Here is a 25939-nt window from a genome sequence, read left to right on the forward strand (position 1 = left end):
GTAGTCGTCCGGACCCATTCGACGGATGGCGTGGACTCTCACGAACAGTCGGGCCGTCAACTCGGCCTCCCCCAGAGCTACCGGTCACTGCCCGGCGGGGCAGTACCCACTGTTCCAAGCAATGCATCGGTTGAGGGGTCTGCAGTGCTGACGCCTGCGGCTATGCCCCGAATCAGAGCCTCGAAATCAGCGGCGACGATGGTGACCTCCTCGAACTCCGGCTCTCCTCCACGGACAACCTGACCGTCGGGTGCGAGCGCCAAGTACTCGTACCCATTGCGCACCGACAGCAGGACCGGGAGGTGAGTGGACCAGAAGGCGTTGATCGCCGCGCGCTCCGCCGGCCCGGAAGCGACCGCCAGGCTCTCGTGCCGGAACGCATTCCAGGGAAACGCCTCATCGCTGACGCCAACGCCACCGGCATAGTTCTCCGCCGAGAGAAACCACACCTGGTCGTCGGAGCTGGCAAGTACGGAGAACGAACTCGCCCACACTACGAGTTGGTCACAACCGCCGACCAGTGGTTGCGGAACTGGGGCAGAGGCCGATCGAGTGGGTTCTTCGCGAACCCAACCTGCGAGCGACAGCGCGGCGGTTGCGTCGAGGTGAAGGCACATCGCCCCACGGTAGGCCAGACCGTCGAGCACCGACAGCGTCAACCGTCGGCCTACTCGGGATCGATGTCTCGAATACCAGTCTCGTCCATGCTGATCCATCGCGTTATGCCGATGCCGCGAAGGAACGGCAGATCGTGACTCACCACCACCATGGCGCCGCGAAAATCGGAAAGTGCCTGCGTGAGGTGGGCGAGACTCGGTAGGTCCAGGTTGTTGGTCGGCTCGTCGAGAAGAAGCAGCTGGGGCGCGGGTTCGGCCAGCAGGATCGTGGCTAACGCCGCACGCAATCGTTCACCGCCGGAGAGTGCGGATGCCGATACGTCGGAATCCGTTCCCCGGAAAAGGAACCGTGCCAACTGCCCGCGAATTTCCTCGGCTGTCGCGTGTGGCGCGGCCAACGCGACGTTGTCCGCCACCGAGAGATCCTCGTCGAACACGTCGAGACGTTGGGGGAGCGCACGAGAGGCTACGAACGGAGTCGACGCGGCGAGTGCATCGAGCAACGTCGTCTTGCCGATTCCGTTGCGTCCCACTATCGCAATCCGCTCCGGCCCGGTGATCTGGAGCGATACCACTTGGCCGCTCTGCAACGTCACCTCGTCGAGCCGCGCAACCTGCTGCCCCGGATGAACCTCTGTAGCAGGCAGATCCAGACGAATCTCGCGATCGTCTCGAAGGAGTTCCTCTGCCTCCGACAGGACAGACTTGGCCTCGTCCACCTTCCCGATATGGTTGAGGGCCAGCTTTCCCGCCGAAACTTGGGCCTGACGTTTTCGTGTCTGCGCGATGATCGGCGGCATCCGCTTGTTCTCGAACATCTTCTGCCCATAACGCTTACGCCGGTCCAGTTTCGTTCGAGCGTCGATCAGCTCGCGGCTCTGCTTTGCCAGATCGGCCTTGGCGTCGCGAACGGTGGCGAGTGCGTTTTCCTGCTCAGCGGTCACGACCTCCTGGTAGTGCGAGTAGTTGCCGCCGAACACGCGTAGATCCCCCCGACGTAGTTCGATCGTGTACTCCGCGGTGTCGAGCAGTTCCCGGTCGTGGCTGACGATCAGCACGGTTCCCGGAAACTGTTGGACTGCAGCATGAACTCGTGATCGAGCGTCGCGATCCAGGTTGTTGGTCGGCTCGTCCAGGAGCAGTACCTGTGGATTCTTCAGCAGCGTTGCGGTCAGGCCGAGTAGGACGGTCTCTCCGCCGGAGAGGGTGCCGACAGTTCGGCTCAATGCTGCGGTATCCGGAACCACCTTCTCGAGGCCGAGTCGATGCAAGGTGGAGAGAGCGCTCTCCTCGATATCCCAGTTGTTGTCCACGAGCGCAAAGTCGGATTCGGAGCCGTCGCCGGTTTCGATGCGGTGCAAAGCGTTTCGGAGTTCGTGGATACCGAGGATGTCATCCACCCGAACGCTCGGATCGAGTGTGATGTCCTGACGGAGGTAGCCGACCTCGCCGGAAGCGGTCACGGATCCAGATTCCGGTGAGAGCTCTCCCGCGATCAATCGCAGCAGAGTCGACTTTCCCGATCCGTTGAGTCCCACGAGACCGACACGGCCACTGGGGAATACAAAATTGGTGTGGGAAAAGACTGATTCGCCGTCCGGCCAGATGAAGGTGAGATCCGAGAGCGACAGAGAAAGATGGGATTGGGTCATGAGTACTCCAGAGGGTGCTTGGACTGTGCGCCCGGCTCAGCAAGTGCTGATGGGTGCGAGTGCCTTCGCGTGATGAACCTCTAGAGGAGCAACGGCCCGTTTCCTGTTCTGTCGGGAATGATTCGTGTTCCAGGTTAGAACACTCGAACGGTCCCGTGCAATCGAATTATTCTGTGCTGTCGGTCTCGTCAGTGTTCGGTGCTCAGATTTTCGGGCCGTCAGATTTTCGGACCCTCGGATCGGAGGTCGTCGACCTTCGACATCGCTTCGCGGAGTTCGGTGAGCCATTGTTCGCTGTGCTTGCCCGCCAACCGGACTGTCCACATGAGGGCGTCCGCTCGCGAACGAGCAACACCCGCGTCCACCAGAGTGTCGAGAACCTTGCGTTCGGGCTGACGTAGTCGTGTCATCACCGGAACTGCGAGATGTGTGAACAGGACGGTCTTTTCGTCCAGACGTACACCCCAGGCGACCTTGCGCCCGTAGCGAGCCTCGGCCTCGTCGGCGATGCGCATCCGGTCGGCGCGCGTGGTTTCGCGAAAGCGTGAGATCCTTCCGTCCGCGGCGGCCTCGCCACCGTCGACTGCCGGGAGTTCACCGATCACGACGATTTCTTCGCGGTCGACCTGGACGTCGGCGGTTCCGGTGAACCAGTCATCTGGAAGTCGACCGGCAAACCAGTCGGACGCATCACTCGCGTCGGGAACCGACGCCTGTTGCCAACCTCCGGGACGGCCGAACCTGCGGTCGCCGGAGTTTTGTGAGTTCTTCATGGCGTTCTCCTCGGAGAGCTGGTGGAGTGTGGCGTGCGTTTATTGCACTGATTACATGATTACACCGATAGTCGAACTGGCGCCACAAATTCGGGCATGATCGGAGTCGTGCGCCTTTCACACGCTCGTCAGAGCTTCCGAACTTTCCGTCGTCCCGTGGCTGCCGTGGCTCTGGGGGTATTGGCCGCAGGATCGGTAGTTGCCTGCAGTTCTGGCCCTGACCAGCCGAAATCAGTGGCAGAGGAGTTCGCCTCCGCGCTCACGTCCGATGACGTGCAAGCGGCGGCAGCCCTGACCACCGATCCAGCGGCGGCGTCGACTGCGATTTCGGCTCTGATCGACGGGCTGGGCAAGGACGAGGGAACATTCACCGTCTCCGACGCCACCGAGTCCGGTGATTCTGCGGGGAAGTTCACACTCGATGCGGCGTGGAAGTTCGGTGAAGGTCAGGACTGGAACTACTCGACGCAGGGAAACGCGTCGAAAAGCGGGGACAACTGGCTGATTCAGTGGGACCCGGCGCTGTTGGCCCCGGACCTGACCTCCTCGACGACCTTGCGCTACACACCCACTACCGGTGCTCCGCCGTCGGTGCTGGACGCGGCGGGCCAGCCGATCATGGAGCAGCAGGTGGTGACGCTGGTCAATCTCGATTCCGCCGCGGTGCCCCCGGTGGACACGGCAGCCGTGGCGGCTCTTCTCTCGCCCATCGCGCCGACGATCACGGCGGCATCGCTGAGCGGCGATCTTGTGTCGGCAAGTGGGAAGCCGGTCACCGCAATCACTTTGCGGGCCGAGGATCTTGCACCGATCGAGGAGAGGTTGGCGGCGATTCCCGGAGTGAGCTTGGCGCCGCAGGCTCGGTTGCTCTCGGTGGACAAAACTCTGGCGTCGCCGACTTTCAGTGGGTTGTCCGATCTGTGGCAGGAGGGGCAGGACAAGTCCGCGGGCTGGGCGGTACAGCAGGTGAAGCAGAACGGAACCGTCACCACCGTCGCCGGCCAAGACGGGCCGGTTGCTCCGAACATCGCGACAACGATCGACCGACCGATGCAACTCGCGGCCGAGAATGCGCTCGCCGGGGTGACACAACAGGCGGCGATCGTTGCGCTGCAGCCGTCGACCGGAGCGGTGTTGGCGGTGGCCCAGAACGCCCCCGCCGACGCACAGGGCCCGATCGCTCTGACCGGCCTGTACCCACCGGGTTCGACGTTCAAGACCGTGACGACGTCCGCGGCCCTGCAAGCCGGCGTCGCTACACCGGACACCGTTCTGCCGTGCCCGGGTACCGAGAACATCGAGGGCCGTCAGATTCCCAACGACGACGAGTTCGACCTCGGATCGGTTCCGCTGCACACCGCTTTCGCGAAGTCGTGCAACACCACAATGGCGAGGATGGCCGTCGGTCTGCCCGCCGATGCTCTGCACAAAGCGGCGCTGCAGTTCGGGCTCGGCGTCGACTACGTCACCCCCGGACTCACGACGGTGACGGGCAACGTCCCTGACGCGAACACCCCCGCCGAACGCGTCGAGTCCGCGATCGGACAGGGCACGGTGACCGCCACGCCCTTCGGGATGGCTCTCGTGGCGGCCTCGATCGCCAACGGAACGACACCCGCGCCGATGTTGGTCAAGGGACAGCCCGGCGTGGCAGATCAGACCGTTGCACCGGCTCCCGCGGAGGTGACCGAACAGTTGCGGGTGATGATGCGCGAGACCGTCACAGGCGGTACGGCGACGTCGTTGCAGGACATTCCGGGGCTTCTCGGCAAGACCGGCACGGCCGAAACCGAGGGTGGCCCGGCACATGGGTGGTTTGTCGGAATCAAGGGAGACCTCGCATTTGCGGTATTCATCGCGGGTGCGGACAGCTCTTCGCCTGCAGTGCAGGTAGCGGGCACTTTTCTGCGCTGAAACCTGTTTTCCGTTGCAGTTGGATCACACCGTCGTAGCTCAACCGTGACACGTTCGTAGGCATCCCGTGCTTGTTACTCGTGTGACAGAAGTAAAGAGTTACATGCATGGGGCCCGGAGGACAGCACAACCGTCGTGGAAAATATGTCGTTGCGTCGATAACTGCTGTCGTTCTGACAGTGGCGCTCGCGTCGTGTGTCATCGGTGGGGAGAAGAAATCCGACGCCGCCTCGGTGGTGGAGGACTTCGTCACCGCCCTCAACAACCACGACGCCGAAGCTGCCGCGGCGCTCACGTCGTACCCCAACGCGGCGCGGCCGTCGATCCAGCAGATGTTCGACGGACTGGCCGCCAAGTCCACCGACTTCGACGTCGCTCAGGTCATGGATCTGGGTAGCGACTCCGGACTCTTCACACTCGACGCGTCCTGGAACTTCGGCGAAGGCAAGGACTGGAGCTACCAGTCGCAGGGTGAGGTTCGTGATCTGTCGGTCGGCTGGCGTGTGTCCTGGGACCCGTCGGTCCTCGTCCCCGACCTCGGCAACGGTCGCACCGTTTCGTACACCCGCACGGACGCAGCGCCGCCGAAGGTAGTCGACAGCACCGGCACCCTGCTCATGAACGAGCAGACCATCAACGCGATCACTCTCGACCCGGCCACCATGCCGGACCCCGTCGACACCACTCGTCGCCTCGCCACGGTGCTCGAACCTGTCGCGCCGTTGGTCACTTCGGAGTCGATGTTGGCCGACCTCGCCGCAAACCCCGGCAAGCCCGTCACCGCCGTACTGCTCCGCGATCCCGACTACGCCTACCTGGAAAGCGATTTTGCGATCCCCGGCGTCGTCGTGGTCAAGACACCCAAGCTGATCGCCTCCGACCGTCGAATCAACTCGCCGTTGCTGGACCCACTGCGGACCGTGTGGCAGGCCAATCGCGACGCCACCGCCGGCTGGGCGGTCAATCTGGTCGAGCCCAACGGATTCCCGATCAAGCAAGCCGGCTTCCAAGGACCTCCCGGCCCCGACGTCGCCGCGACCCTCGACTCGCACGCTCAACTCGCCGCGATCGAAGCTGTCGTCAGTGCAGGTACTCCTGCGGCCATCGTCGCGATCCGCCCGTCGGACGGCGCCATTCTGGCTGCCGCACAGAACAATCAGGCCATCGAACAGGGCCCGATCGCCTTCACCGGGTTGCGCCCGGCCGGCGGCGCCCTCGATCTGGTCCGTCTCGCATCGTCGATGCAGAACGGCGTCGACCCCGGCGCCGTGTCACCCGAACAGTTGGCCGACACCGGGCAGCAACTCGGACTCGGCAACGGCTTCCACATTCAGGGACTCGAACAGCAGACAGCAGTGCTTGCCGCGAACCGCCCCGGCGTGGACCAGGCGATGAACAACGTCATGGCCAACAAGACGTCCAACGACGCGAACACACCGACGGTAACTCCGTTCGGAATGGCGATGCTCGCGGCATCGATTGCCCGCGGCAGTGCCCCGATGCCGATGATGGTCTTCGGACAACCGGCTACCGCCGACGTCACGCCGACGGCATTGCCCGGCGACGTCAACAATCGTCTGCGTGACGCCATGCGAGGCGCCGGCGGACTGGCTGGGTACCCGGACATGATGGCGGCCGGTGCAGCGAGCGGTGACGATCGCTGGTTCTACGGATCACGCGGAGACTTCGCGTTCGCAGTGTTCGTCGCAGACGCCGACGGCGGCGATCGAGCAATGCAGATGACGGACAAGCTCTTCCAGGAACTCGGCAAGCCTGCCGACAAGTAGTACCGGGCACCGCGAGTAGATTCCTGGTTCGTGAACCTGCTCGATTTCCTTTTCCTCGTCGTAGCGGGATTCTTCAGCGGTCTAGTCGGTTTTGTCACCGGTCTTGCATCGATCGTTTCGTATCCGGCGCTGCTGAGCGTCGGGCTCTCACCGGTCAGCGCGAACATGACCAATACCGTCGCGTTGGTGGCCGTCGGCGTCGGAGCGTTGGCGAACTCGTCCCGTGAAGTTGCCGATACCGGTCCGAAACTTGTTCGCTGGTCTCTCTATTCGGCGGCCGGTGGCATCATCGGTGCCCTCATCCTGTGGCTGGCACCGGAAGGTTCGTTCGAATCCGTTGTGCCGGCGATGGTCGTGTTCGCCTCGCTCGCGCTGCTGCTGCAACCGAAGATTCGTGAGTTGTCCGGCGGCGGTGACCGCCCCGGAATCTACTCCGCAGCACTGTTCGCCGTCGCGGTATACGGCGGCTATTTCGGTGCCGGTGCCGGCGTCATCTTCCTGGCTGCGACGCTCATCCTCACTTCCGAAACGGTGTGGCGTGCAACGATCCTGAAGAGTTTCTTTCTCGGCATCGCCAATCTTGTGGCTGCACTCATCTTCGCCTTCTCCGGACAGGTGCATTGGGTGGCCGCGTTGGCGATGGCGCTCGGCGCGTTGGCCGGAGGTTGGTGTGGCCCGCCCGTCGTCAAGAAAATCCCGCCATCGGTACTGCGTGTGGCAGTAGCGATAGCGGGATTCGTGTTGGCTCTGTGGTTGTGGGTGAAGTGAGCCCGTCTACTTCACGCCCTGCATCAGCTTCTTGATCCACGGCGAGGCAAGAGCAAGAATCACTCCGATTCCGATCGACGAGAAACCGATGATCAGGAAGAACGGGCGACTGTCGTCGATGTCGAAGTAACCGGCCAAGGTTCCCGCCATCGAAGAACCCAATGCAACGGACAAGAAGAACAACGCCACCATCTGAGTGTGGAAATGCTCGGGCGCGAGTTTGGTTGCAAGGGAAAGGCCGACGGGGGACAGGAAGAGTTCGGCGAAGGTGAAGAGCAGAAGCACACCGGCAAGGCCGAGGAGCGGTGCACTGTTCGGTCCGCCCCCGGTGATCGGGATGAACGCCAGGAACGCCAGACCCATCGTGCCGGTACCGAGCGCGAACTTGATCGGCGACGACGGCTGACGGTCACCGAGTTTGGTCCACATCGCTGCGAACACACCGGCAAAGATGATGATGAACACCGGATTGATCGACTGCACCCACGTCGGCGGGAAGTCCCAACCGAAGAGATTGCGGTCCAGGAGCTTGTCTGAGATCACCGGCACGGTGGTGAACTGCTGCTGAAACAGCGACCAGAAGGCCGCGCTCGCGATGAACATCGGGATGAATGCAAAGACTCGACTGCGTTCGACCTTGGTGACCTTCTTGCTGGTGAGCATGAGGAGGAAGTAACCGACCGACGCGACGATCGTGAGTCCGACAACGACGTCGGACATGTTGTCCGCCGTGATCAAGCCGGTGACGGAGGCGACCGCGACGACGACGATCGCGACAATGCCGATCCCGATGTAGAGTGCGCGCTTGTCCGCGGGCAACGGGTTGCCGGGTTCGGCACCGATTCCGTGAAGATGCTTGCGGCCCAGCGTGTACTGGATCAGGCCGAGCGCCATGCCGACGGCAGCGAGAGCAAAACCGGCGTGGAATCCCCAGGCGTCCTGGACGGCTCCGGTGAGCAGCGGACCGACAAGACCGCCGATGTTGATGCCCATGTAGAAGATGGAGAATCCGGCGTCGCGGCGAACATCCTGTGCGGAATAGAGATCTCCGACCAGAGAGGTCGCATTGGCCTTCAAGCCGCCGCTGCCGAAGGCGACCATGACGAGGCCGACGCCGACACCCCACATGCCGGGAAGAACCGACAGTGCGATGTGGCCGGCCATCACCAGCGAAGCACTGTAGAAGAGCGTGCGCTCGGAGCCGAGCAGTCGGTCGGCCACCCACGCCCCGAGAATCGTCGACAGGTAGACGGTGCCGCCGTACGCGCCGACGATGCTGGTCGCTGCCGCCTGGCTGATGCCGAGGCCGCCGTCGCTGACGCTGTAGTACAGGTAGTAGATGAGGATGCCTTGCATCCCGTAGAAGGAGAATCTCTCCCACATCTCGACGCCGAACAGGTTCGCCAGCGCAAAGGGTTGGCCGAAGAACCCCCGGTCTTCCTTCTCGCTACGTTCGACGGGCTCCGTAGTGTTGCTCATCCGAAAAGTGTCCTACGTGCTCGGGCATTTCGGGTGGTTCCGAGCCGTGGAGTTTGGTTACGACTTGGTGCGGATTCTCACTACCAGCGGAGCGAGTGCGCGCCAACCGAGAAGGAACGCGCCGAGGACCAGCGTCGCGACGACGATGAAGCTGAACTGGGTGCCCTGGCCACTCAACACTCGCAGGATCATCCCGATGACGACGGCGCCGAGCCAAACGACAACGCCGGTGGGAACAAGGAGAACGGCGTTGAACTTGTCGCGGTAGAGCGCGAACGTGGCAGCCCATCCGATCACCAGGCCGGTCAGGAAGGGCCAGGATGTCTTCGCCAGACCGGCGAGCGCATTGGCTTCTTCGTGGGTACGGCGCCCTATCGCGCAGAAGATTATGACAAGAATGGCGTCGATCAGCAGGAATGGTGCGTACTTCTTCACGCTCACACCATACGACTGTGCGCCTTTATTAACCGCGGGCGGTTAATAAAGGCGCACAGTGCTGTTAGGCCTGGAGGCCGGCTTCGATCTCGAGGGTGATCGTGATCTTGTCGCCGACAACTGCTCCGCCGCCTTCGAGGGGCATCTCGATGGAGATGTCGAAGTCCTTGCGGTTGATGACGGTGGTGGCCTCGAATCCGGCGACGGGGCCCTGGCCCATGCCCGGGTTGACGCCGTTGAACTCGAGGTTCAGCTCGACCTCGCGGGTGACGCCGTGGAGCGTGAAGTCGCCGGCGAGGACGAAGTCGCTGCCCTTGGATCGCACTGCGGTGGACTTGAAGGTGGCTTTCGGGAACTTCTCGACGTCGAAGAAGTCAGCGGACTTGATGTGGCCGTCGCGCTGCTCGTTCTTGGTGTTGATGGAGTCCACGGAGATCTCGGCCTCGACGGCCGGGGTTCCGTCTTCGGCAACGGTGATCGTTCCGGAGAACTCGTCGAACGTTCCACGAACCTTGGAAACCATGAGGTGGCGAACCGAGAATCCGACAGTGGAGTGGACGGTGTCGATGACCCAGGTTCCGGCGGTCAATGCGGGCAAGGTTGCGGTGGTCATGGAAGCTCCTGAATAAGTAGTTGAATGTTCAAGTTCTTGTAGCTTCAACTATGGACCCCAGGAAATCCTTCCGCAAGATCATGTGAGCTGCATCACAGTGTTTGTGCTTGCGGCATAGACCGCGTGAAGCGCCGACGCTGTCACCGACTGATGCACCGCAATGCCCCAGCGTCCTTCACCGTTCACCACGCACTCTGCAATGGTGACTGCCGAATTCGCACTCCCGGAAGAATTCGGGTTGCGGGGCAGTGAATGCTGGGTGAGCGAGACAACCTCGACGGCCGAGCCCTGTTCGGTCAGGATTTTGCTCAATGCCTCGACCGGCCCGGACGCACTGGCCGCGGCGGTGACCTCGCGCCCGTCGCGATCGATGGCAACGAACAACTGATCACCGTCGGCGGTGTGTTCCAGTGAGTACCGACGCACTCCTCCGTTGTACCCGTACTCGCGCAGCAGCAGTTTCCACAGTTGGTCGGCAGTCATTTCGGTGCCCGAGTCGTCGGTTTCGAGCTGCACCCGCGAGGCGAAGTCGATCTGCAGGCGCCGGGGGAGTTCGACCCCGTACTCGGTCTGCAGCAGATATGCGATTCCGCCCTTGCCCGACTGGCTGTTCACACGAATGACCGCCTGGTAGTCGCGGCCGACGTCGGCGGGGTCGATCGGCAGGTAAGGGACCGCCCACGGCGCCGATCCCGGATCGACGCCGGCAGCCTCCGCGCTCTCGTAGTGATGCGCGAAGCCCTTCTTGATCGCGTCCTGGTGGGTTCCGGAAAATGCCGTGTACACGAGATCGCCGCCGTACGGGTGGCGTTCGTGGACGGGAATTCTGTTGCAGTACTCCACCGTTCGACGGATCTTGTCGATGTCGGAGAAGTCGATTTCCGGATCGACGCCCTGTGCATGCAGATTGAGCCCCAGCGTGACCAGGTCGACGTTGCCCGTCCGCTCGCCGTTGCCGAACAGGCATCCCTCGACGCGCTGCGCGCCGGCCAGCACTGCCAGTTCGGCGCACGCAACGCCGGTGCCGCGGTCGTTGTGCGGGTGGACCGAGAGGATCACCGAATCGCGTCGGGCCAGATTCTGGTGCATGTATTCGATCTGATCGGCATAGATGTTGGGGGTGGCGATTTCGACTGTGGCAGGCAGGTTGTGGATAACCGGGCGATCGGGGCTGGCGTCCCAGAGTTCGGTGAGACTGTTGCAGACCTGCAGGATGTAGTCGGGTTCGGTGAGGTTGAAGACCTCGGGTGAGAACTCGAATCGCCAGCCGTCGTGGCCTTCGCCGCCACGAGCAACGTCTTGCGCGGCGCGGAAAATCATGTCGTGCAGCTCTTCTCGCTCCTTGCCGAGAACGACGTTTCTCCACGTCGGCGCAGTCGCTGTGTACATGTGGACAACCGCGTCAGGCAGCCCCTCGATCGATTGATATGTCCGTTCGATCAAATCCGTACGCGCGGCGGTGAATACGACGATGGTGACGTCGTCGGGAACGAGATCGAAGCGCACCAGGTCGCGAACGAAATCGAAATCGGTCTGGCTCGCAGAGGGATAGCCGACCTCGATTTCCTTGTAGCCGATCGCCACCATCAGTTCGAACATTCGACGCTTGCGTTCGGGGTCCATCGGTTCTGCGAGGGCTTGGTTGCCGTCACGCAGATCGACGGGCACCCACAGGGGCGCCGCGGTGGTGCGATTGGACGGCCACGTCCGCTCGAAAGTCGGAATGTCGACGCGATCCCACGCGGCGCGATAGCGCTCGGACGGCATGGGTGACGGCTTCTGGTTGTTCCAGCGGTTGGCGCGGGTAGTACTCATCTTCGGTTTCTCCTGCGGTCGAGTCGAGAGACCGGCATGGCGAAACCCCGCGGAGGGGTGCCGGTCTTTCAGGCCCCGCCGCGGCAGTCGAGAAGGAGTGCTCCTGTAGCCATGCGGGCTACACTAGAACGAAATTACTTATCAGACAACCTGAGGAGTTCACGTGTCCCCGATCGTCGAGCGTCGGCTGCTCACCGACCAGGCCGCGGAGTTGCTACGCGCGCGGATCGTGAGCGGTGAATGGGAAGTCGGCGCCAAACTTCCAGGTGAAACCACTCTTGCTGCGCAGTTGGGTATCGGGCGGTCCACTATCAGGGAAGCAGTGCGGACTCTCGCGGGCCTCGGCATGCTCGAATCGCGGCAGGGCGCCGGGGTCTTCCTACGGAGTACGACGCCTCCGGATCAGTGGCCCCGAGTGCTCGAAGCCGAGGCGATCCTTCACGTCGTCGAGGTGCGCAACGCGGTCGAGATCGAAGCAGCTCGCCTCGCTGCGCAGCGGCGCGATGCCGTTGACGTCGCGGCTCTGCGGCAAGCGCTCGACGGTAGAACTGCCGCAGCGCACTCTGGCGACGCAGCGTTCGTCGACGCCGACATCGCCGTCCACCGAGCAGTGGTGGACGCGGCACACAATCCCGTGCTGTCGGAACTCTTCGAGACCTTTGTACCGCGTCTGCGGGCTGCGTTGATCGAGTTGATCGCGGTTCTGGACCTGCATCCCCACAGCCAGCCCGATGCGGACGAGCATCGAATGTTGGTGGACGCCATCGAAGCCGGCGACGCGGAGGCAGCCGTACGGATCAGCCGGGCACACCTCGACGACATGGCGGCAGCGTTGCGACGCTAGACGCCCGGCTGTTCGCGGCGTTCGAACTCGAGGTCCATCTCGAGGTCTTCGTGGTGGGTTGCACGGAAAGTGATCAAGAAGACGATCCAACCGGCGACAGCGACCCCGACGAAGCTGACCATCCGATATACAAACCATGCCGCAATTGCCTGCGCTCCACTGGCACCGGCGATCGTCAGCGCGGTGATCAGTGCGGTGTCCACGTAGCCCAGCCCGCCGGGCAGCAGCGGAATGCTGCCGACTGCTTTGGCGGCGGTAAAGGCAATCAGGAGCCCCGCGAAGGAGGGTTCCGCGCCCACCGCCCAGCATGCGAAACCCAAACAAGCGACATCGGCGACACGATGGATGGCCGACCACCCGAATGCGATGACCGAGTCGGTGCGGCTGAGCTCGACCGAATCCAGTTGCTTGAGGATTTCGGACCAACGGTGCATACCGCGCCCGGTCGGGTTCTTGCGAGAACGGTTGTACAGCGCCAGAACTCGGTGCCCGATGCGCTCGATGCTGCCGGGATTCTGGGCTATGTATCGCAACGCCAGAAACAGTGCTGCCATGCCGACGAGCGAAATCGTCAGCGTCACCGGGCTGACCTTGGTGCCGAACGCCGCCGCGCCGGTAGCGCCGAGTAGTGCCAGAGTCGCGGCGGCGATGACACCGCACATCGCCAACTGCCAGGATGCGACAACCGGTGTAGCGCCCCACTTTCGAGTCTGCTTGTACGTGAACGCAGTGGAGAAGACCTGGCCCGCAGGCAACGTCAGCGCCATTGCCGTACTGGCATAGATGACCGAGAGGTTCTTGAGGTGACCGGCAACCACACCAGCGGCATTGAGCAGACGTTGTTGAACGGACGCGTAACCGCTGAGTGAAATGAGTTGGGCCGCGACGCACGCGGCCACCCAACCCCAATGGATTTCGGTCAGGACCCGCCAGGCCTCACTTAGCCTGGGCCAGAGATATGCGCCTTCGACTATCAGGAGGGCGATGAGTGCTATCCCGAGCACCCACTTCAGCCACCAGAAGCGCCCTCTGGCCCGACTGGTCTCGGCCACGGGCGAGCGTGGTCGTCTCAGTCGCCGTGGGGTGTTTCCAGGCTGAGCCATCGACTCACCCTAACCAATTTGATCCGGATCGACCTCTGGATACTTTTCGGGCCACGCCAGATGCGTCAGTCGTCGGCGCCCACGCAGTTGGACTTGCTCGCCGAGTTCCCACTCGGCCTGTTCCTCTTCGTCGGCGAAGTACAACGCGCTCGTCGACGCCAGCACCCGGCTGGGCCGAAGTTTCGCGAGCTCAGTGAGCCGTGACGCCTCGTTGACCGGATCACCGATCACGGTGTACTCGAAACGTTCGGCAGCACCGATGTTGCCGGCGACCGCGAGCCCCGCGCTCACACCGATTCCGACGTCGAGGCCGGTGATGTCGTTGAGCTTGAACCGCAGCTCGCGAGCCGCAGCGAGGGCTGCCGTCGGAGCGTCGGGTCGATCGAGTGGTGCACCGAAGATGGCGAGCGCTGCATCACCCATGAACTTGTTGACAAAACCATGGTGACGATCGATGACGTCGACGACCACACGGAAGAACTCGTTGAGCAGTTCGACCACTTCACCCGGCGGGCGCTCGGCCGCGGCACCGGTGGATCCGACCATGTCGACGAACAGAACTGCCACGAATCGAGTTTCGCCGCCCAGCTCGGTACCGAACTTCAACGCGCGCCGGGCCACGTCCTCGCCGACGTGCTGACCGAACAGCTCACGCAGCAGACGACGTTCGTCGGACTCTTTCATCATGCGGTTGAAGCCGACCTGCAGCCGACCGATCTCACTGCCGTCGAACACCTCGACGCGTACGTCGGTGGCGCCGCGCTGCACCCGCTCGATGGCGCGTCGCAGTTGGCGGATCGGATCGGAGATCTGGGTAGCCGTCAGCATCGACAGCGCGAAGGCCTGCACGATCGCCATGATCGAGATGAGCAGGATCGCCCACGCGAGCGAGTCGGGGGAGAACTCGAGATCGGTCGTGAGCTGCGTCGAGCACAGCAAGATGATGCCTGCGACGGGCATCAGCGTGCCGAGTCCCCAGGTCATCGCCAGCCGGGTTCCGACGCCAGGCGCCATGGTCCGATCGAATTCGCCCTCGCTCAAGGCCTGGGCGGCGACCGGACGCAAAATGCGCTCACCGAGCATGTAGGTGAACCCGAAGGTCGTGGTCGCGGCCATGCAGACCGTCACGATCACGGCGATCGCGAGACCGGGCATCTCGGTGATGGTCAGGAACACGAAGATGATGCCGCCCAGAATCCACAGCACCAGGTGGACGATGGCCTGGCGAAGCGGCGCGTGCAGTGCCGCCATCTGCTCGGACCTCGTCGGTGGACCCCCGCGCAGCCGCCAGCGAATGACCGACTTCAACATCATCGCCGCCGCCGTAAGGCTGACGGCGCCGGCGAACGCCAGGTACACGCCGAAGATCGCGAAGTTGCGGACCCGGTCGGCAACTATCGCGTCGGACTCCTGGATCGGCACGCCGTACCGGACGAAGGCAAAGACCAGTACCGCGCCGATCAGATTGGCTGCGAGCATGGAGAGCATATAGAGGGGCCACCGGCTGCGGATGGTCACCGCTATTGCTCTGTATGAGGCCCGCACAGGGTTCAATTTAGCTGGCAGAGGTCGAAGTGTTGGTACGCGCGTCCGATTATTCGTCCGCTCACCTGTGTCGGCCGGGCCGGTTAGGCTCGCGATGTGAACGCAAACAGGGGGCGTGCGGAGCGAGCATCGAGGATGAACAAACCCATCTCCGCCGACGCTCGGGCGGTGCATCCCGGCGTGCGCATCGCTGCGGAATGGTCGTGGCGCCTCATTGTGATCTTCGCCGGACTGTTGGTTCTCGGGTACGTCGTACTCCGCCTCGAAACCGTGCTCATCCCGGTGGGGCTGGCTCTGCTGGCATCAGCTCTGCTGATCCCGATTGTCGATCGGCTACAGGTGTGGGGTGTTCCCCGCTCGGCAGCCGTCATCGTCGTTCTGCTTGCCTCGATCGGACTGGTCGCGGGAATCATGACGTTTGTCGTCGAGCAGTTCATCGACGGGTTGCCCCAGCTCACCGACCAGTTCACGGCCAGCGTCACGCAAATTCAGAACTGGCTCACCAGCGGTCCGCTGCACTTCAGCGAGGATCAGATCCGCCAGGCAGGTGATTCGGTCGTCAAGTCGGTGCAATCCAATCGTGAGTCCCTGACCAGCGGCGCTTTGACCACGGCGACAGTCATCGGCGAGATCTTCACCGGGGCATTGCTGACGCTGTTCACTCTCATCTTCTTCCTCTACGGCGGCGATCAGATCTGGCAGTTCGTCACCCGGATCGTTCCCACCGACGCGCGTCGTCGCGTACGGATCGCCGGTTCTGCAGGTTTCGGGTCGCTGATCGGCTACGTGCGCGCCACGGTCGCGGTTGCCGCCGCCGACGCGATCGGTATCGGTGCCGGCCTGGCGATCCTCGGGGTGCCGCTCGCCCTGCCGCTGGCGTCGTTGGTGTTCATCGGCGCGTTCATTCCGATCGTCGGTGCATTTCTGACCGGTTTTCTCGCGGTGCTTGTCGCTCTGGTCACGAAGGGTTTCCTGACGGCGCTGATTGTCCTCGGCATCATCATCGGCGTCATGCAGCTCGAAGCGCACGTGATGCAACCGCTGTTGTTGGGTCGCGCTGTTCGCCTGCATCCGCTGGCAGTCGTTCTCGCCATTACAACGGGCATCGTTCTCGCTGGAATCGTCGGCGGGCTCTTGGCTGTTCCGATCGTCGCGGTCCTGAATACCGCTATTCGTTCCCTCCTCGCCGACGACCCGGACATCGCGTACGCCGAACTGCACGTCGAAGATCCGGAAACCCCACTGTTCCCCGCCGAACCCGACGAGCCGCGCGCCGAGCCTCGCATCGTGAACCCCACTCCTCCCGATGACTGAGCCCACCCGCCGTCGTCGGCTGCACTATCAGCCGACCGTTCGCGAGGCGTCGGGCGTCGACACCGACCCTGATGCCCCGCTGTGGCGGGCGGCGCAGGCATTTCGGCTCGTCACGCTGGTGTACGCGATCAGCTACCAGCTCGCCTCGGCCTCCGACTACACCAACTCTCGGCTCAGCTGGTTCTTCGTCGCTCTGATGGCCGTGTGGACCGGGGTGTCGGCACTGTTGCTCGGGACATCCGGTGCTTTGTTCGGGAAGAAGCTGCCGCGGTATCAGGTGGTGATCGCCGATCAGGTGGTCGTCATGTTGCTGATGGCGTCGACGAGGCTGGTCTCCGACCACGAGTGGTATCAGAATCACCAGACGCTGCCCACCACGCTGTGGGCCACCAACGCGGTCATCTCCGCGGCAATTCTCGGCGGGCCGTGGCTCGGTATGGCGTCCGGAGTTGTCATCTCGGCGGCCAGCGCGATCATCCGCGACCAGGTCAACCTGGACCTCTGGCGCGATGCGACGGCTCCCGTGCTCGTATCGGTCGGCCTGGCGTTGGGCTTGGCCACCACCACCGCTCGGCGCTCGCATCGACAACTCGAGCAAGCCGTCCGTCTGGCGGCGGCCACCGAAGAGCGCGAGCGTTTGGCACGCGAAGTACACGACGGCGTTCTGCAGGTGCTGGCGATGGTGCGCAGGCGAGGTGCGGCACTCGGCGGCGAGGCAGCTGAACTGGCTGCTCTGGCCGGTGAGCAGGAGGTCGCCTTGAGAATGCTGATCTCCGAGCAGGTTTCGGGCGCCGCGGCAGACGTCGGCGGACAGACAGTGGATCTGTGTCCGCTGCTGACCACGCAGGCAAGCACGTCAGTGTCGGTGTCGACGCCCGCGCACCCCGTCGTGATCGAGCGTGATCGAGCCATCGAACTGGCAGCCATCGTCGACAATGCTCTGTCCAATGTCGGGCTGCACGCCGGGCCCGCGGCGAAGGCATACGTATTGCTCGAAGATTTGCCGGACGAGGTGATCGTCAGCATCCGCGACGACGGCGTCGGAATCCCCGAGGGTCGCTTGGCGCAGGCCGAAGCCGAAGGCCGCATGGGAGTATCGAAGTCCATTCTCGGCCGAGTGCAGGTGCTCGGCGGCACTGCAGTCCTGCAAACCGGGCCGGGGGAGGGCACCGAATGGGAGATCAACGTTCCGAAGGGGAAAAGTGAGCGCGGCTGACGAACATGGCGAGAATCCGGTGACGGTGATGGTCGTCGACGATCACCCGATGTGGCGCGACGGTGTCTCCCGGGACCTCGAAGCTGCCGGCTTCACCGTGAGCGCCACGGCGGAGGGTGTCGAGAGTGCGCGCCGCCGGGCCGCCGCCGTGCAACCGGCGGTGGTTCTGATGGACATGAACCTGCCGGACGGAAACGGTGCCGACGCCACCACCGCAGTTCTCGAGGTTTCGCCGAAGAGCAAGGTACTGGTGCTTTCGGCCTCTGCCGAACGTGACGACGTCCTCGACGCGGTCAAAGCCGGAGCGTCGGGTTACCTGGTCAAGAGTGCTTCGGTGGCGGAACTGCTCGAGGCCGTGCGAGCGACTTTCGACGGACAAGCCGTCTTCACCCCCGGCCTCGCCGGATTGGTGCTCGGTGAGTACCGCCGGATGTCGACGGCACCGGCCGACGATCGCGCACCCGAGCTGCCTCGGCTCACCGACCGTGAGACCGAAGTGCTCCGTCTTGTCGCCAAGGGGCTGAGCGCAAAACAGATCGCCACGAGGCTCTCGCTCAGCCACCGGACCGTCGAAAACCATGTGCAGGCAACGCTTCGGAAGCTTCAGTTGGCCAATCGCGTCGAGCTCACGCGATACGCGATAGAACAAGGTCTCGAATAACGTTTATCCTGGAAATCATGGAGGCCAGGAATCTACGCGTATCCGATGCCGAACGAGAGCATGTCGGCGAGCTGCTGCAGAAAGCTGTCGGTCAAGGGATGCTCTCGCTCGGTGAGTTCACCGAGCGCATGGACACTGCCTTGGCCGCAAAGACACGAGGTGAGCTCAACTCGGTTCTCGCCGATCTTCCGGGCATCACACTGATCTCCGACTACGACCCACCCGCGTATCCCAATGCGGGTCAGCCGATGTACCAAGGCCAGCCCTACCCGGCGCCGACGTACCAACCCCAACCGCCGCCGGTTCACCCGAGCCCGCCTTACCGCGCTCCCGTCGGGGCTCCGGTTGTAGGTACTTACGGAGCGGCAAATGCTGCCGTGATCCGTGGACGAATGGCGACGGTGACGCGGAACGGTGCCTGGATCGTTCCACCAGCTGTCGTGGTCGACACCAGAATGTCCAGTGTGACTATCGATTTCACGCGTGCGGTGATGCAGACGCAGGTCGTGAACATCTCGATCGACGACTACGCCAGCTCGATTTCACTGATCGTTCCCGAAGAGGCGACGGTGGACATGAACGGTGTCGAGGCAGTCGGGGGAAGCGCGTCGAACAAGGTTCGGTCCGGCCCACAGATGGGCCCGCTGCATCTGGTGGTGCACGGCAAGGTGCGATTCGGCAGTGTCACCGCGAAGCATCCCTTCGGTACCACGATCCGAAAGATGTTCGGCTCCTGACCTTTCAGTGATACGCGCGGGTCAACATCTCGGCGACGCACACGGGCTTGTCACCGTGTTCTCGTTCGAACGTCTGCGTCACCGTGATCTGGACACCGCCGTTGATCGGTTCGACTTTGCTCAACGTCGCGCGCATGCGGACACGAGAGCCGACCGGAAGCGGAGCAGGCAACCTGACCTTGTCGAATCCGCAGTTGAGAGCAAACGCAAAACCTTCGAGCGAGAACATTGCGTACGAGAACTTGGGGCCGAGTGAGAGCGTGTAGTTGCCGTGCGCGATGGTTCCGCCGAACGGTGACTCCTTCGCGCGATCCACATCGACGTGAATCCACTGATCGTCGCCGGTGACCCGGGCGAACTCGTCGATGGACTCCTGGGTGACATCGTGCCAGTCGCTGACGCCCAGCTCTTGGTTCAGGTTGGCGCTGAGGTCTTCTGCTCCGGTGAGTACAAGCATGAATCTTCCTTCGATCGGTAGGTGCTGACAGTCGGTCAGTGACTTTCGATGCCGAATCCCACACCGTGTGTCTGTGCGATCTCGGCGGTGGCAACGAGATCGAATTCGATCCCGAAGTCTGCTTCTACCCGCGCTGCAACCGATTCCGCGGCGGAACCTGCTTCGGTCAGTAGTTTCGGCATCAGTTCGAACAGGTCTTCCATTCCTCCGGGCGTGATGATTTCGAGAATCCGCGCTGGAGCGTCGTCGGGATTCCACACGGCGTGCCACTGGCCACGCGGTTTGAAGATCATGGCGCCGGTCTCCGCGTAGACGACCTCGTCTCCGACCATCGCTGCGACGCGGCCACTTTGAACCACCGTGTACTCGTCTTCCCGGCTGTGGCGATGGACCGGTGAGGTCATCGAATGCGGAGCGATGCGGTGTTGTACAAGAGAGAAACCTCCCTCGGTTTGTTTGTTACGAACCATCATCCGGACGCCGGTGGCCGCGAGGGTCCCGGCGAGGTCTTCGTCCGGTCCGAGGACGGTCGTGGTGGTGTTGTTCGGGGAATTCGGTGACATCGATTCAGTCCTTCGTCGTCGTGAGCGTCGTTGGCCGCGCTCCGGTTTGTTGATTCCCGAATCATGTACCAATCGGTCTAGTGATGCAAGGTTTTGACAATTTATGCACTTCAACTGTTGTCGATATGTGTACTGATCGGTATATTGAACGTATGTCTACGAGGGATTTGTTGGTCGATGCCGCTGCCGATCTGTTGCAGCGGAAGGGCTACGCCGGAACGGGTGTGTCGGAAGTTCTCTCGGCTAGTGCGACTACCAAAGGTTCCTTGTACTTTCACTTTCCCGGCGGCAAGGAAGAACTCGCAGGCGAGGCTCTGAGACGACGTGGCGAGGCAATGGCCGATTTCATCCGGCACCTGCTGGAGAGCTCACCCGATGCAGCCACCGCGATCTCGGCATTCGCCGCCGCATTGGCTGCGCGTTTGTCGGATTCGGACTACGAACGTGGATGCGCCCTGGCTACGGCAACACTGGATGCCGCAACCGAATCCGAGGTCATCCGCGGTGCTTGTGCGGACGGGTACAACTCGTGGCTCGCACTGCTGGCTCAGCGCCTCGAGGCAGACGGTTGGTCCCGCGAAGACGCCGAGTCCGAGGCAATTCTCGCTCTGTCCGCACTCGAGGGCGCGCTGGTCCTTGCTCGGGCGCGTCAGGATCCCGCTCCGCTTCACACTTCGGGTCGGCTTCTGTCCGAACGATTGCGGAACGCGGCACCTCGGCGTTAGTGCCCTGTCAGTCGATGATGCAGTCAGTCGATGATGCAGTCAGTCGAAGGTGTCCTCAGTTGAGTACGAGAAGTCCTCAGGCTGATCGAGTAGTACTACTCATCTGATCGGTTCGGCCACGCAGCAAGCTCGAAGCCATGACCACACCGAGCTCTTCCGCCGTCGATCCGCGACTGGTGACCGCCCTCTCGGCCGAGTGCGACAGCATCGGCCGGCAGTTGCGTCACATGGGCCAGAACCTGTCGATCCTGCAGACTCAGCTGGCCTCGGCTACTGCGACCCCGCCCATGCCGGTAGTTCCGGCACCCGCAGCTCCGGTGCCACAGGTGCCGCAGATGCCGCCAATGCGTCCTCAGCAGAGCGTGCCCGCGTGGCAGCCGCCGACGTATCCGGCTGCCGCACCTCGCCAGCCCTGGTGGCAACGCGACGGTGTCATCAGTCGACTCCTGGCCGCGGCCGGTGTTGCCGTCACACTGATCGGCGTCGTGATGCTGCTGGTACTTGCAGCGCAGGCCGGATTCTTCGGACCTCCGCTGCGGGTGCTCGGCGGTGCGCTCCTTTCCGGCGCCTTGGTGTTTGCCGGGGTGCGGGTCCACGGACGACCAGGGGGCAAAGTGGGGGCAATTGCCCTGGCTGCCACAGGTTTTGCAGGGATGTATCTCGATGTCGTCGCAGCCTCCGTTCTCTACGGTTGGGTGACGACACCGCTCGCGGTGGTGATTGCCTTCGGAATCGCCGCCGCCGGCGTTGCCCTCGCCGTGAAGTGGCATTCCGAATCGCTGGCGCTCATGATCGTTCTGGGAGCAGCGCTGCTGGCTCCCGTGTTGACGTCGGGAATATCGTTGACCCTCATCGGTTTCCTCTTCGCGATCCAGTCGGCGACATTCTCCGCCCAGCTCGGTCGTGACTGGAAGTACCTGGGCATGGCGCGCACCGTACCGGTGGTTCTCGCACTGCTCGCAGCGATAGCGTCGGAGTCCATCTTTGACGAATCCGGTAACAGTGCAGTGCAATTGGTGGTCAGTGCCGGCGTGGTTGCAATCGTGGGGGCCGGCTGCGCGATGGTTATGCAGTGGACGGGTTCGCCCTCGCGTGACGGCATTGCAGGGGCGTGGTCCACCGCTACCTTTGTTGTCTCGTCCCTTCCGCTGATGAGCGTCGGAGCCGTGCTCGGGCGCACCGAATCCGCAGTGCTGTACGGAATTGCTGCGGCACTACTTCTTTCGGCTGCAGCGGCGGCCAAGCCTTTGCCGACGCAACTGCGATTCGGACTGGGCGCAACCGGCGCCCTCGCATTGTTGCTCTGCTGCTTCTCCGGGGCGACTGAATCTCTGGTCGTACCGCTGATCCTCACGGTCGGAATGATCTTCCTCGGAGTCTCGCTGTATGCGGGTTCGCGCTTCGTCTTCGCACTCGGAACCGCCTTTGCGGCAATCGGATCGATCGGATACCTCACGACGGTTCCGCCGGAAGCGTTGACGACCGCTCGCGCCGCGTCCAGGCAACTCGGTGCGATCACGGCACTCTCGAGCCTGACGGCGATAGGCGCGCTGGTGATGCTGGTCTGGGCGATTCACCGACTGAAGTTGATCGCCGATTCGAATGCAGCGGTTCTATGGGCGGCCGCAGGGTTCGGTGTCCTCTACGCGGTGACGTGCGCGCTCGTCTCATCCGGCGTCGAAATTTTCGACAGTGCAACCGGTTTCGTTGCCGGGCACAGCGTTGCAACCATCGTGTGGATGCTTGCCGCCACGTCAGCGCTGGTGCTCGGATTGAACAACCGCCAGCACGCTCGCGTCTTGCTCGGAGCCGGGCTTGCTCTCACCAGTGCGGCCGTGGCAAAGCTGTTCCTCTTCGACCTGGCCACACTCAGTGGGCTGGTGCGCAGCGTTGCCTTCCTGGTGGTCGGCTTGCTGCTCCTGCTGGTCGGGACACGTTATGCACGAGCCTTCGCCAAGCAGGAGCAGGAGCAGGTCAGCTTCGCTTCTGGCGAGCGATGAGCTCGCTCACGCTGATGGCGCCTGCGTCGTCAGGCCGGTGCCTGCCGGTGGCGTTGTCGTCGCCGTCAGGGGTGGCGTCCGAGACTCGGGGCTCGTTGGTAGGCGAAGGCGAATCCGTGAAAACCCCGTTACGACGCTCCGGAGCGGTCGGTGGAGGCGGCGACTGGGGGGTCGCCTCCACCGAGGTCGGGGCTGAACCGTTTGTTGCAGAGCCGTTGGTAGCACCGTTTGCGGAGCCGTTCCGGCTCGCGCCGTTGGAGCCTGAACTGCTGCTGGCAGCACCGTTGGTCGCCGAACCGTTTGTCCGCGAAGGCGTCCGGACCACCGGCAGTGGACGTGAGGCCGGGGGAGTCTGTTCCCGGGCCCGCAGGTCCGACAACCAACTCTCGATGGGACGCTCGGCCGGCGCAGCGGGCGTGGGGTTTCTGCGCTTGTCGCTGGCATTCGGTTGCGGCCGGTACGAGGGATTGGGTACAGGTGCCTCGATCAGGTTCTGGGGGGCGCTGGCTGCACTCCCGATATCGAGACGACGTCGCGGTGCCGGCTTCTCCGCGGCGGGAGCCTCCGTGTTGGGTGCCTTGATCGCCATTTCGCTGAGCGGAATGGGCTCGGTGAGAGGATCGGGAACGCGAGGTCCGCTTTCCGGCTGTGCAGCCGGGGCAGGCGGCGGCATGACCCGCGAGGCCGCTTCGATCTTGCGCGGCTGCCCCGGTCCGGCGATCGCACCGACAGGCGCGATCTGCGGGACGTTCGCGAGTACCAGCTCGTTGTCGAGGATCGGCTCGCCCAGCCCGATCTTCTGCTGGATCCGCTTCATCCAGGCCGGAGCCCACCAGCAGTCGTCGCCGAGCAGTTTCATGGTCGCGGGGACCAGGAACATTCGGATGAGAGTCGCGTCGATGATCAGCGCGGAGATCATGCCGTAGGAGATGTATTTCATCATCACCAGATCGGACAGGCCGAATGCGCCGGTGACCACGATCAGAATCAGTGCGGCAGCGGTGATGATCCGGCCGGTATGTGCCGTGCCGATACGGATGGATTCGGTAGTACTCGCGCCCTGCGCGCGCGCTTCGACCATGCGGGAGAGCAGGAACACTTCGTAGTCGGTCGACAGGCCGTAGACGATCGCGATGATCAACACCAGGACGGGAGACATGATCGGTCCCGGCGTGAAGTTCAAGAGACCGGAACCGTGCCCGTCGATGAAGATCCAGGTCAGGATTCCGAGCGTCGAACCCAGTCCGAGCGCGCTCATCAATGCGGCCTTGATGGGCAGGACGAGCGAGCCGAACGTCAAGAACATCAGCAAGGTCGTCAGCAGGATGACGGATACGACCATCAGCGGCAGACGATCGAGCAATGCGTCGACGCTGTCCTGCTCGATGGCCGGAGTACCGCCGACCAGCACAGTTGTGCCCTCGGGCCAGTCCGCGGACCGCAGATAGTCGATGGTGGGACGTGCCTCGTTCCGCTCCGTCAGACCGGCCTTGAGGACGTTGACACCGTCCTTCGTCGCAACCTCCGGGGTGAACTTCTCGACCAGACCCGGCGCAGCATTTGCGGTCTTGGAAATCTGACCGAGGGTGGTGTTGTCGGCTCCCTCGATGACGAGTCGAACGGGCTCGGTGCGATTGCCGGGGAAGAGTTCGTCGAACTGCGCCTGCGCGACACGCGTGGGGCTGTCCGGGGGCAGGTACGTCTCGTTGATACCGCCGAACTTGATGCCCGTCAGCGGAATGATCATCAGCAGTAGAGCCGCGACGATCGGGACCGCGACCTTGAGCGGATGCTGCATGACCCAGCGGGTGAGCTTGCCCCAGAAACCGTTCTCGATTTCCTCGTTGGTCTTGGTCTGGCGCAGCTTCTTGAAGGTCAGCGCGTCGATCCGCTTGCCGAGAATGCCGAGAATCGCGGGAAGAATCGTGATGGACGAGATCGCGGCAAGCATGACGGCAGCAATGGCGCCGTAAGCCACCGATTTGAGGAAGCCCTGCGGGAACAACAGCAGACCGCCAAGGCTGACGGCAACCATGGTCGCCGAGAACATGACCGTTCTACCCGCCGTCATGACCGTTCGGCGTACTGCGGTCGGGGTGTCGTACCCCTCGGCTATCTCTTCTCGGAAACGGCTGACGATGAACAGTCCGTAGTCGATCGCGAGACCCAGGCCGACCAGAGAGACCACGGGCGCAACAAACGCGTTGACCTCGGTGAAGTTGGTGATCAGTCGAATGATGCCGTTGGCGCCGATGACGGTCAGACCGCCGACGATCAACGGGAGGGCAGCAGCGACGACGCCACCGAAGACGAAGAACAGCAGGACACCGACAGCAGGAATCGCGAGCATTTCCATGCGCTTGATGTCGTTGGCCATCGTGTCGTTGAGCGAATTCGCGACAGGTTGCAGGCCGGCGAGTTGCACGTCGACGCCGTCGATGTAGAACTGCGACTCGACGTCGCGGAAGTTGTTGGACACCGCGGTGTCGTTGTCTCCGGCGATCGCGATGCTGGTGACCGCGTGTTGCTTGGTCTTGTCCGCCAGGGCCGCCACCGAGAGACCGTTGTCGACCTTGAAGTACGAGCCGTTGATCTTCATGATCTGGTCGGGGTTGTCGGCGACGAGTCGCTGCAGATTGTCGATGACCTTCGCTTGGAACTCGGGGTCGTCGACGGTCTTGCCCTCCGGCGCCGTGTACAGCGCCAGAACGTCACCCGTCGTGCTGCGTCCGAACGTGCCGTCAGCGAGTTTGGCAGCCTCTACCGATTCCGACCCCGGATCGTCCCAGCCGCTCTGGCTGAGATGATCCTGCAGGCTCAGGCCGTACGCAGCGAGCCCGAGGAGCCCCGCCACCATGACAGCGATGACGGTGAAGCGGGCTCGATAGACGATGCTTCCCCAGCTGGCGAACACTGATCAA

Annotated in this window: 22 protein-coding genes; 10 read left to right on the forward strand and 12 right to left on the reverse strand. The window is 63.1% G+C overall.

All coding sequences use genetic code 11. The features are described 5' to 3' along the window. Positions 1 to 77 precede the first annotated feature (77 nt). From KTR60_RS05190 to KTR60_RS05200, 3 genes are all read right to left on the reverse strand, one after another. On the reverse strand, positions 78 to 659 hold the full coding sequence (locus KTR60_RS05190; RefSeq protein ID WP_228401920.1) for a hypothetical protein: 582 nt from the start codon (positions 657 to 659) through the stop codon (positions 78 to 80). A gap of 8 nt (positions 660 to 667) precedes the next feature. Then, positions 668 to 2269 (reverse strand): ABC-F family ATP-binding cassette domain-containing protein, encoded by a 1602-nt coding sequence (locus tag KTR60_RS05195; RefSeq protein ID WP_042452635.1) that lies wholly within the window; start codon positions 2267 to 2269, stop codon positions 668 to 670. 218 nt (positions 2270 to 2487) lie between these two features. Continuing rightward, positions 2488 to 3042, reverse strand: coding sequence for a hypothetical protein (locus KTR60_RS05200; RefSeq protein WP_003945732.1), 555 nt, complete (start codon positions 3040 to 3042; stop codon positions 2488 to 2490). Between the two features lie 96 nt (positions 3043 to 3138). Here KTR60_RS05200 and KTR60_RS05205 point away from each other — a divergent pair, with 96 nt between their 5' ends. From KTR60_RS05205 to KTR60_RS05215, 3 genes are all read left to right on the forward strand, one after another. Beyond that, positions 3139 to 4956, forward strand: a complete 1818-nt coding sequence (locus KTR60_RS05205; protein WP_228401921.1) for a penicillin-binding transpeptidase domain-containing protein — start codon at positions 3139 to 3141, stop codon at positions 4954 to 4956. A 107-nt stretch (positions 4957 to 5063) separates the two neighbouring features. Then, positions 5064 to 6743: an NTF2-like N-terminal transpeptidase domain-containing protein gene (locus KTR60_RS05210; protein WP_042920293.1), complete on the forward strand. Its 1680-nt coding sequence runs from the start codon at positions 5064 to 5066 to the stop codon at positions 6741 to 6743. Positions 6744 to 6773: 30 nt separating this feature from the next. Next, positions 6774 to 7511, forward strand: coding sequence for a sulfite exporter TauE/SafE family protein (locus tag KTR60_RS05215; protein ID WP_003945554.1), 738 nt, complete (start codon positions 6774 to 6776; stop codon positions 7509 to 7511). A 6-nt stretch (positions 7512 to 7517) separates the two neighbouring features. Here the strand turns inward: KTR60_RS05215 and KTR60_RS05220 are convergent, their stop codons facing one another. The 4 genes from KTR60_RS05220 to KTR60_RS05235 all read right to left on the reverse strand — a co-directional run bounded on the left by KTR60_RS05220 (position 7518) and on the right by KTR60_RS05235 (position 11853). Next, on the reverse strand, positions 7518 to 8990 hold the full coding sequence (locus KTR60_RS05220) for a peptide MFS transporter (RefSeq protein WP_228401922.1): 1473 nt from the start codon (positions 8988 to 8990) through the stop codon (positions 7518 to 7520). A gap of 57 nt (positions 8991 to 9047) precedes the next feature. Beyond that, positions 9048 to 9425, reverse strand: a complete 378-nt coding sequence (locus KTR60_RS05225) for a DUF3054 domain-containing protein (protein ID WP_042920346.1) — start codon at positions 9423 to 9425, stop codon at positions 9048 to 9050. A gap of 64 nt (positions 9426 to 9489) precedes the next feature. Next, a complete protein-coding gene (locus tag KTR60_RS05230; RefSeq protein WP_003945643.1) occupies positions 9490 to 10038 on the reverse strand; it encodes a YceI family protein in 549 nt (182 codons plus the stop codon). 78 nt (positions 10039 to 10116) lie between these two features. After that, positions 10117 to 11853: a 2-isopropylmalate synthase gene (locus tag KTR60_RS05235; protein WP_058039160.1), complete on the reverse strand. Its 1737-nt coding sequence runs from the start codon at positions 11851 to 11853 to the stop codon at positions 10117 to 10119. 163 nt (positions 11854 to 12016) lie between these two features. Here KTR60_RS05235 and KTR60_RS05240 point away from each other — a divergent pair, with 163 nt between their 5' ends. Next, positions 12017 to 12697, forward strand: coding sequence for a FadR/GntR family transcriptional regulator (locus tag KTR60_RS05240; RefSeq protein ID WP_007734477.1), 681 nt, complete (start codon positions 12017 to 12019; stop codon positions 12695 to 12697). On the opposite strand, the gene KTR60_RS05245 is transcribed toward KTR60_RS05240, so the two are convergent. Both KTR60_RS05245 and KTR60_RS05250 read right to left on the reverse strand, forming a co-directional pair. Beyond that, a complete protein-coding gene (locus KTR60_RS05245) occupies positions 12694 to 13800 on the reverse strand; it encodes a TIGR00374 family protein (protein WP_058039159.1) in 1107 nt (368 codons plus the stop codon). The genes KTR60_RS05240 and KTR60_RS05245 overlap by 4 nt on opposite strands. Before the next feature lie 9 nt (positions 13801 to 13809). Then, on the reverse strand, positions 13810 to 15288 hold the full coding sequence (locus KTR60_RS05250; protein ID WP_003945952.1) for an adenylate/guanylate cyclase domain-containing protein: 1479 nt from the start codon (positions 15286 to 15288) through the stop codon (positions 13810 to 13812). A gap of 192 nt (positions 15289 to 15480) precedes the next feature. On the opposite strand from KTR60_RS05250, the gene KTR60_RS05255 reads away from it, so the two are divergent. From KTR60_RS05255 to KTR60_RS05270, 4 genes are read left to right on the forward strand one after another with little or no spacing between them, the layout of a single operon-like run. Then, on the forward strand, positions 15481 to 16659 hold the full coding sequence (locus tag KTR60_RS05255; protein ID WP_007734480.1) for an AI-2E family transporter: 1179 nt from the start codon (positions 15481 to 15483) through the stop codon (positions 16657 to 16659). After that, entirely contained in the window at positions 16652 to 17875 is a 1224-nt protein-coding gene (gene macS / locus KTR60_RS05260; protein WP_058039158.1) for a MacS family sensor histidine kinase, read from the forward strand. The genes KTR60_RS05255 and macS overlap by 8 nt, the downstream gene beginning before the upstream one ends. Before the next feature lie 28 nt (positions 17876 to 17903). Next, the gene (locus KTR60_RS05265) at positions 17904 to 18536 is read left to right on the forward strand and encodes a response regulator (protein ID WP_047269712.1); all 633 of its coding nucleotides are present in this window, start codon (positions 17904 to 17906) and stop codon (positions 18534 to 18536) included. Between the two features lie 17 nt (positions 18537 to 18553). Beyond that, on the forward strand, positions 18554 to 19273 hold the full coding sequence (locus KTR60_RS05270; protein WP_007734485.1) for a DUF1707 SHOCT-like domain-containing protein: 720 nt from the start codon (positions 18554 to 18556) through the stop codon (positions 19271 to 19273). Between the two features lie 4 nt (positions 19274 to 19277). On the opposite strand, the gene KTR60_RS05275 is transcribed toward KTR60_RS05270, so the two are convergent. Both KTR60_RS05275 and KTR60_RS05280 read right to left on the reverse strand, forming a co-directional pair. After that, positions 19278 to 19730, reverse strand: coding sequence for a MaoC family dehydratase (locus KTR60_RS05275; protein ID WP_003945664.1), 453 nt, complete (start codon positions 19728 to 19730; stop codon positions 19278 to 19280). A gap of 35 nt (positions 19731 to 19765) precedes the next feature. Next, positions 19766 to 20293 (reverse strand): cupin domain-containing protein, encoded by a 528-nt coding sequence (locus KTR60_RS05280; protein WP_228401923.1) that lies wholly within the window; start codon positions 20291 to 20293, stop codon positions 19766 to 19768. A gap of 152 nt (positions 20294 to 20445) precedes the next feature. On the opposite strand from KTR60_RS05280, the gene KTR60_RS05285 reads away from it, so the two are divergent. Then, the gene (locus KTR60_RS05285; protein ID WP_042920278.1) at positions 20446 to 21018 is read left to right on the forward strand and encodes a TetR/AcrR family transcriptional regulator; all 573 of its coding nucleotides are present in this window, start codon (positions 20446 to 20448) and stop codon (positions 21016 to 21018) included. A gap of 137 nt (positions 21019 to 21155) precedes the next feature. Then, complete coding sequence (locus KTR60_RS05290; protein ID WP_076948591.1) at positions 21156 to 23018, forward strand: DUF2339 domain-containing protein; 1863 nt, start codon at positions 21156 to 21158, stop codon at positions 23016 to 23018. On the opposite strand, the gene KTR60_RS05295 is transcribed toward KTR60_RS05290, so the two are convergent. Then, the gene (locus KTR60_RS05295) at positions 22993 to 25932 is read right to left on the reverse strand and encodes an MMPL family transporter (protein WP_007734492.1); all 2940 of its coding nucleotides are present in this window, start codon (positions 25930 to 25932) and stop codon (positions 22993 to 22995) included. The genes KTR60_RS05290 and KTR60_RS05295 overlap by 26 nt on opposite strands. Between the last annotated feature and the right edge of the window lie 7 nt (positions 25933 to 25939).

The sequence above is a fragment of the Rhodococcus sp. C1 genome (genome assembly GCF_020809065.1).
Classification (GTDB): domain Bacteria; phylum Actinomycetota; class Actinomycetes; order Mycobacteriales; family Mycobacteriaceae; genus Rhodococcus_F; species Rhodococcus_F qingshengii.

What these genes read in the sequence shown, in the direction of transcription:
- KTR60_RS05265 (WP_047269712.1), top strand. Translation starts at nt 17,904, where the DNA reads ATGGTCGTCGACGATCACCCGATGTGGCGCGACGGTGTCTCCCGGGAC.
- KTR60_RS05195 (WP_042452635.1), bottom strand. Translation starts at nt 2,269, where the DNA reads ATGACCCAATCCCATCTTTCTCTGTCGCTCTCGGATCTCACCTTCATC.
- KTR60_RS05255 (WP_007734480.1), top strand. Translation starts at nt 15,481, where the DNA reads ATGAACAAACCCATCTCCGCCGACGCTCGGGCGGTGCATCCCGGCGTG.
- KTR60_RS05200 (WP_003945732.1), bottom strand. Translation starts at nt 3,042, where the DNA reads ATGAAGAACTCACAAAACTCCGGCGACCGCAGGTTCGGCCGTCCCGGA.
- KTR60_RS05290 (WP_076948591.1), top strand. Translation starts at nt 21,156, where the DNA reads ATGACCACACCGAGCTCTTCCGCCGTCGATCCGCGACTGGTGACCGCC.
- KTR60_RS05270 (WP_007734485.1), top strand. Translation starts at nt 18,554, where the DNA reads ATGGAGGCCAGGAATCTACGCGTATCCGATGCCGAACGAGAGCATGTC.
- KTR60_RS05205 (WP_228401921.1), top strand. Translation starts at nt 3,139, where the DNA reads ATGATCGGAGTCGTGCGCCTTTCACACGCTCGTCAGAGCTTCCGAACT.
- KTR60_RS05275 (WP_003945664.1), bottom strand. Translation starts at nt 19,730, where the DNA reads ATGCTTGTACTCACCGGAGCAGAAGACCTCAGCGCCAACCTGAACCAA.
- KTR60_RS05280 (WP_228401923.1), bottom strand. Translation starts at nt 20,293, where the DNA reads ATGTCACCGAATTCCCCGAACAACACCACCACGACCGTCCTCGGACCG.
- macS (WP_058039158.1), top strand. Translation starts at nt 16,652, where the DNA reads ATGACTGAGCCCACCCGCCGTCGTCGGCTGCACTATCAGCCGACCGTT.
- KTR60_RS05285 (WP_042920278.1), top strand. Translation starts at nt 20,446, where the DNA reads ATGTCTACGAGGGATTTGTTGGTCGATGCCGCTGCCGATCTGTTGCAG.
- KTR60_RS05210 (WP_042920293.1), top strand. Translation starts at nt 5,064, where the DNA reads ATGGGGCCCGGAGGACAGCACAACCGTCGTGGAAAATATGTCGTTGCG.
- KTR60_RS05245 (WP_058039159.1), bottom strand. Translation starts at nt 13,800, where the DNA reads ATGGCTCAGCCTGGAAACACCCCACGGCGACTGAGACGACCACGCTCG.
- KTR60_RS05235 (WP_058039160.1), bottom strand. Translation starts at nt 11,853, where the DNA reads ATGAGTACTACCCGCGCCAACCGCTGGAACAACCAGAAGCCGTCACCC.
- KTR60_RS05250 (WP_003945952.1), bottom strand. Translation starts at nt 15,288, where the DNA reads ATGCTCTCCATGCTCGCAGCCAATCTGATCGGCGCGGTACTGGTCTTT.
- KTR60_RS05230 (WP_003945643.1), bottom strand. Translation starts at nt 10,038, where the DNA reads ATGACCACCGCAACCTTGCCCGCATTGACCGCCGGAACCTGGGTCATC.
- KTR60_RS05220 (WP_228401922.1), bottom strand. Translation starts at nt 8,990, where the DNA reads ATGAGCAACACTACGGAGCCCGTCGAACGTAGCGAGAAGGAAGACCGG.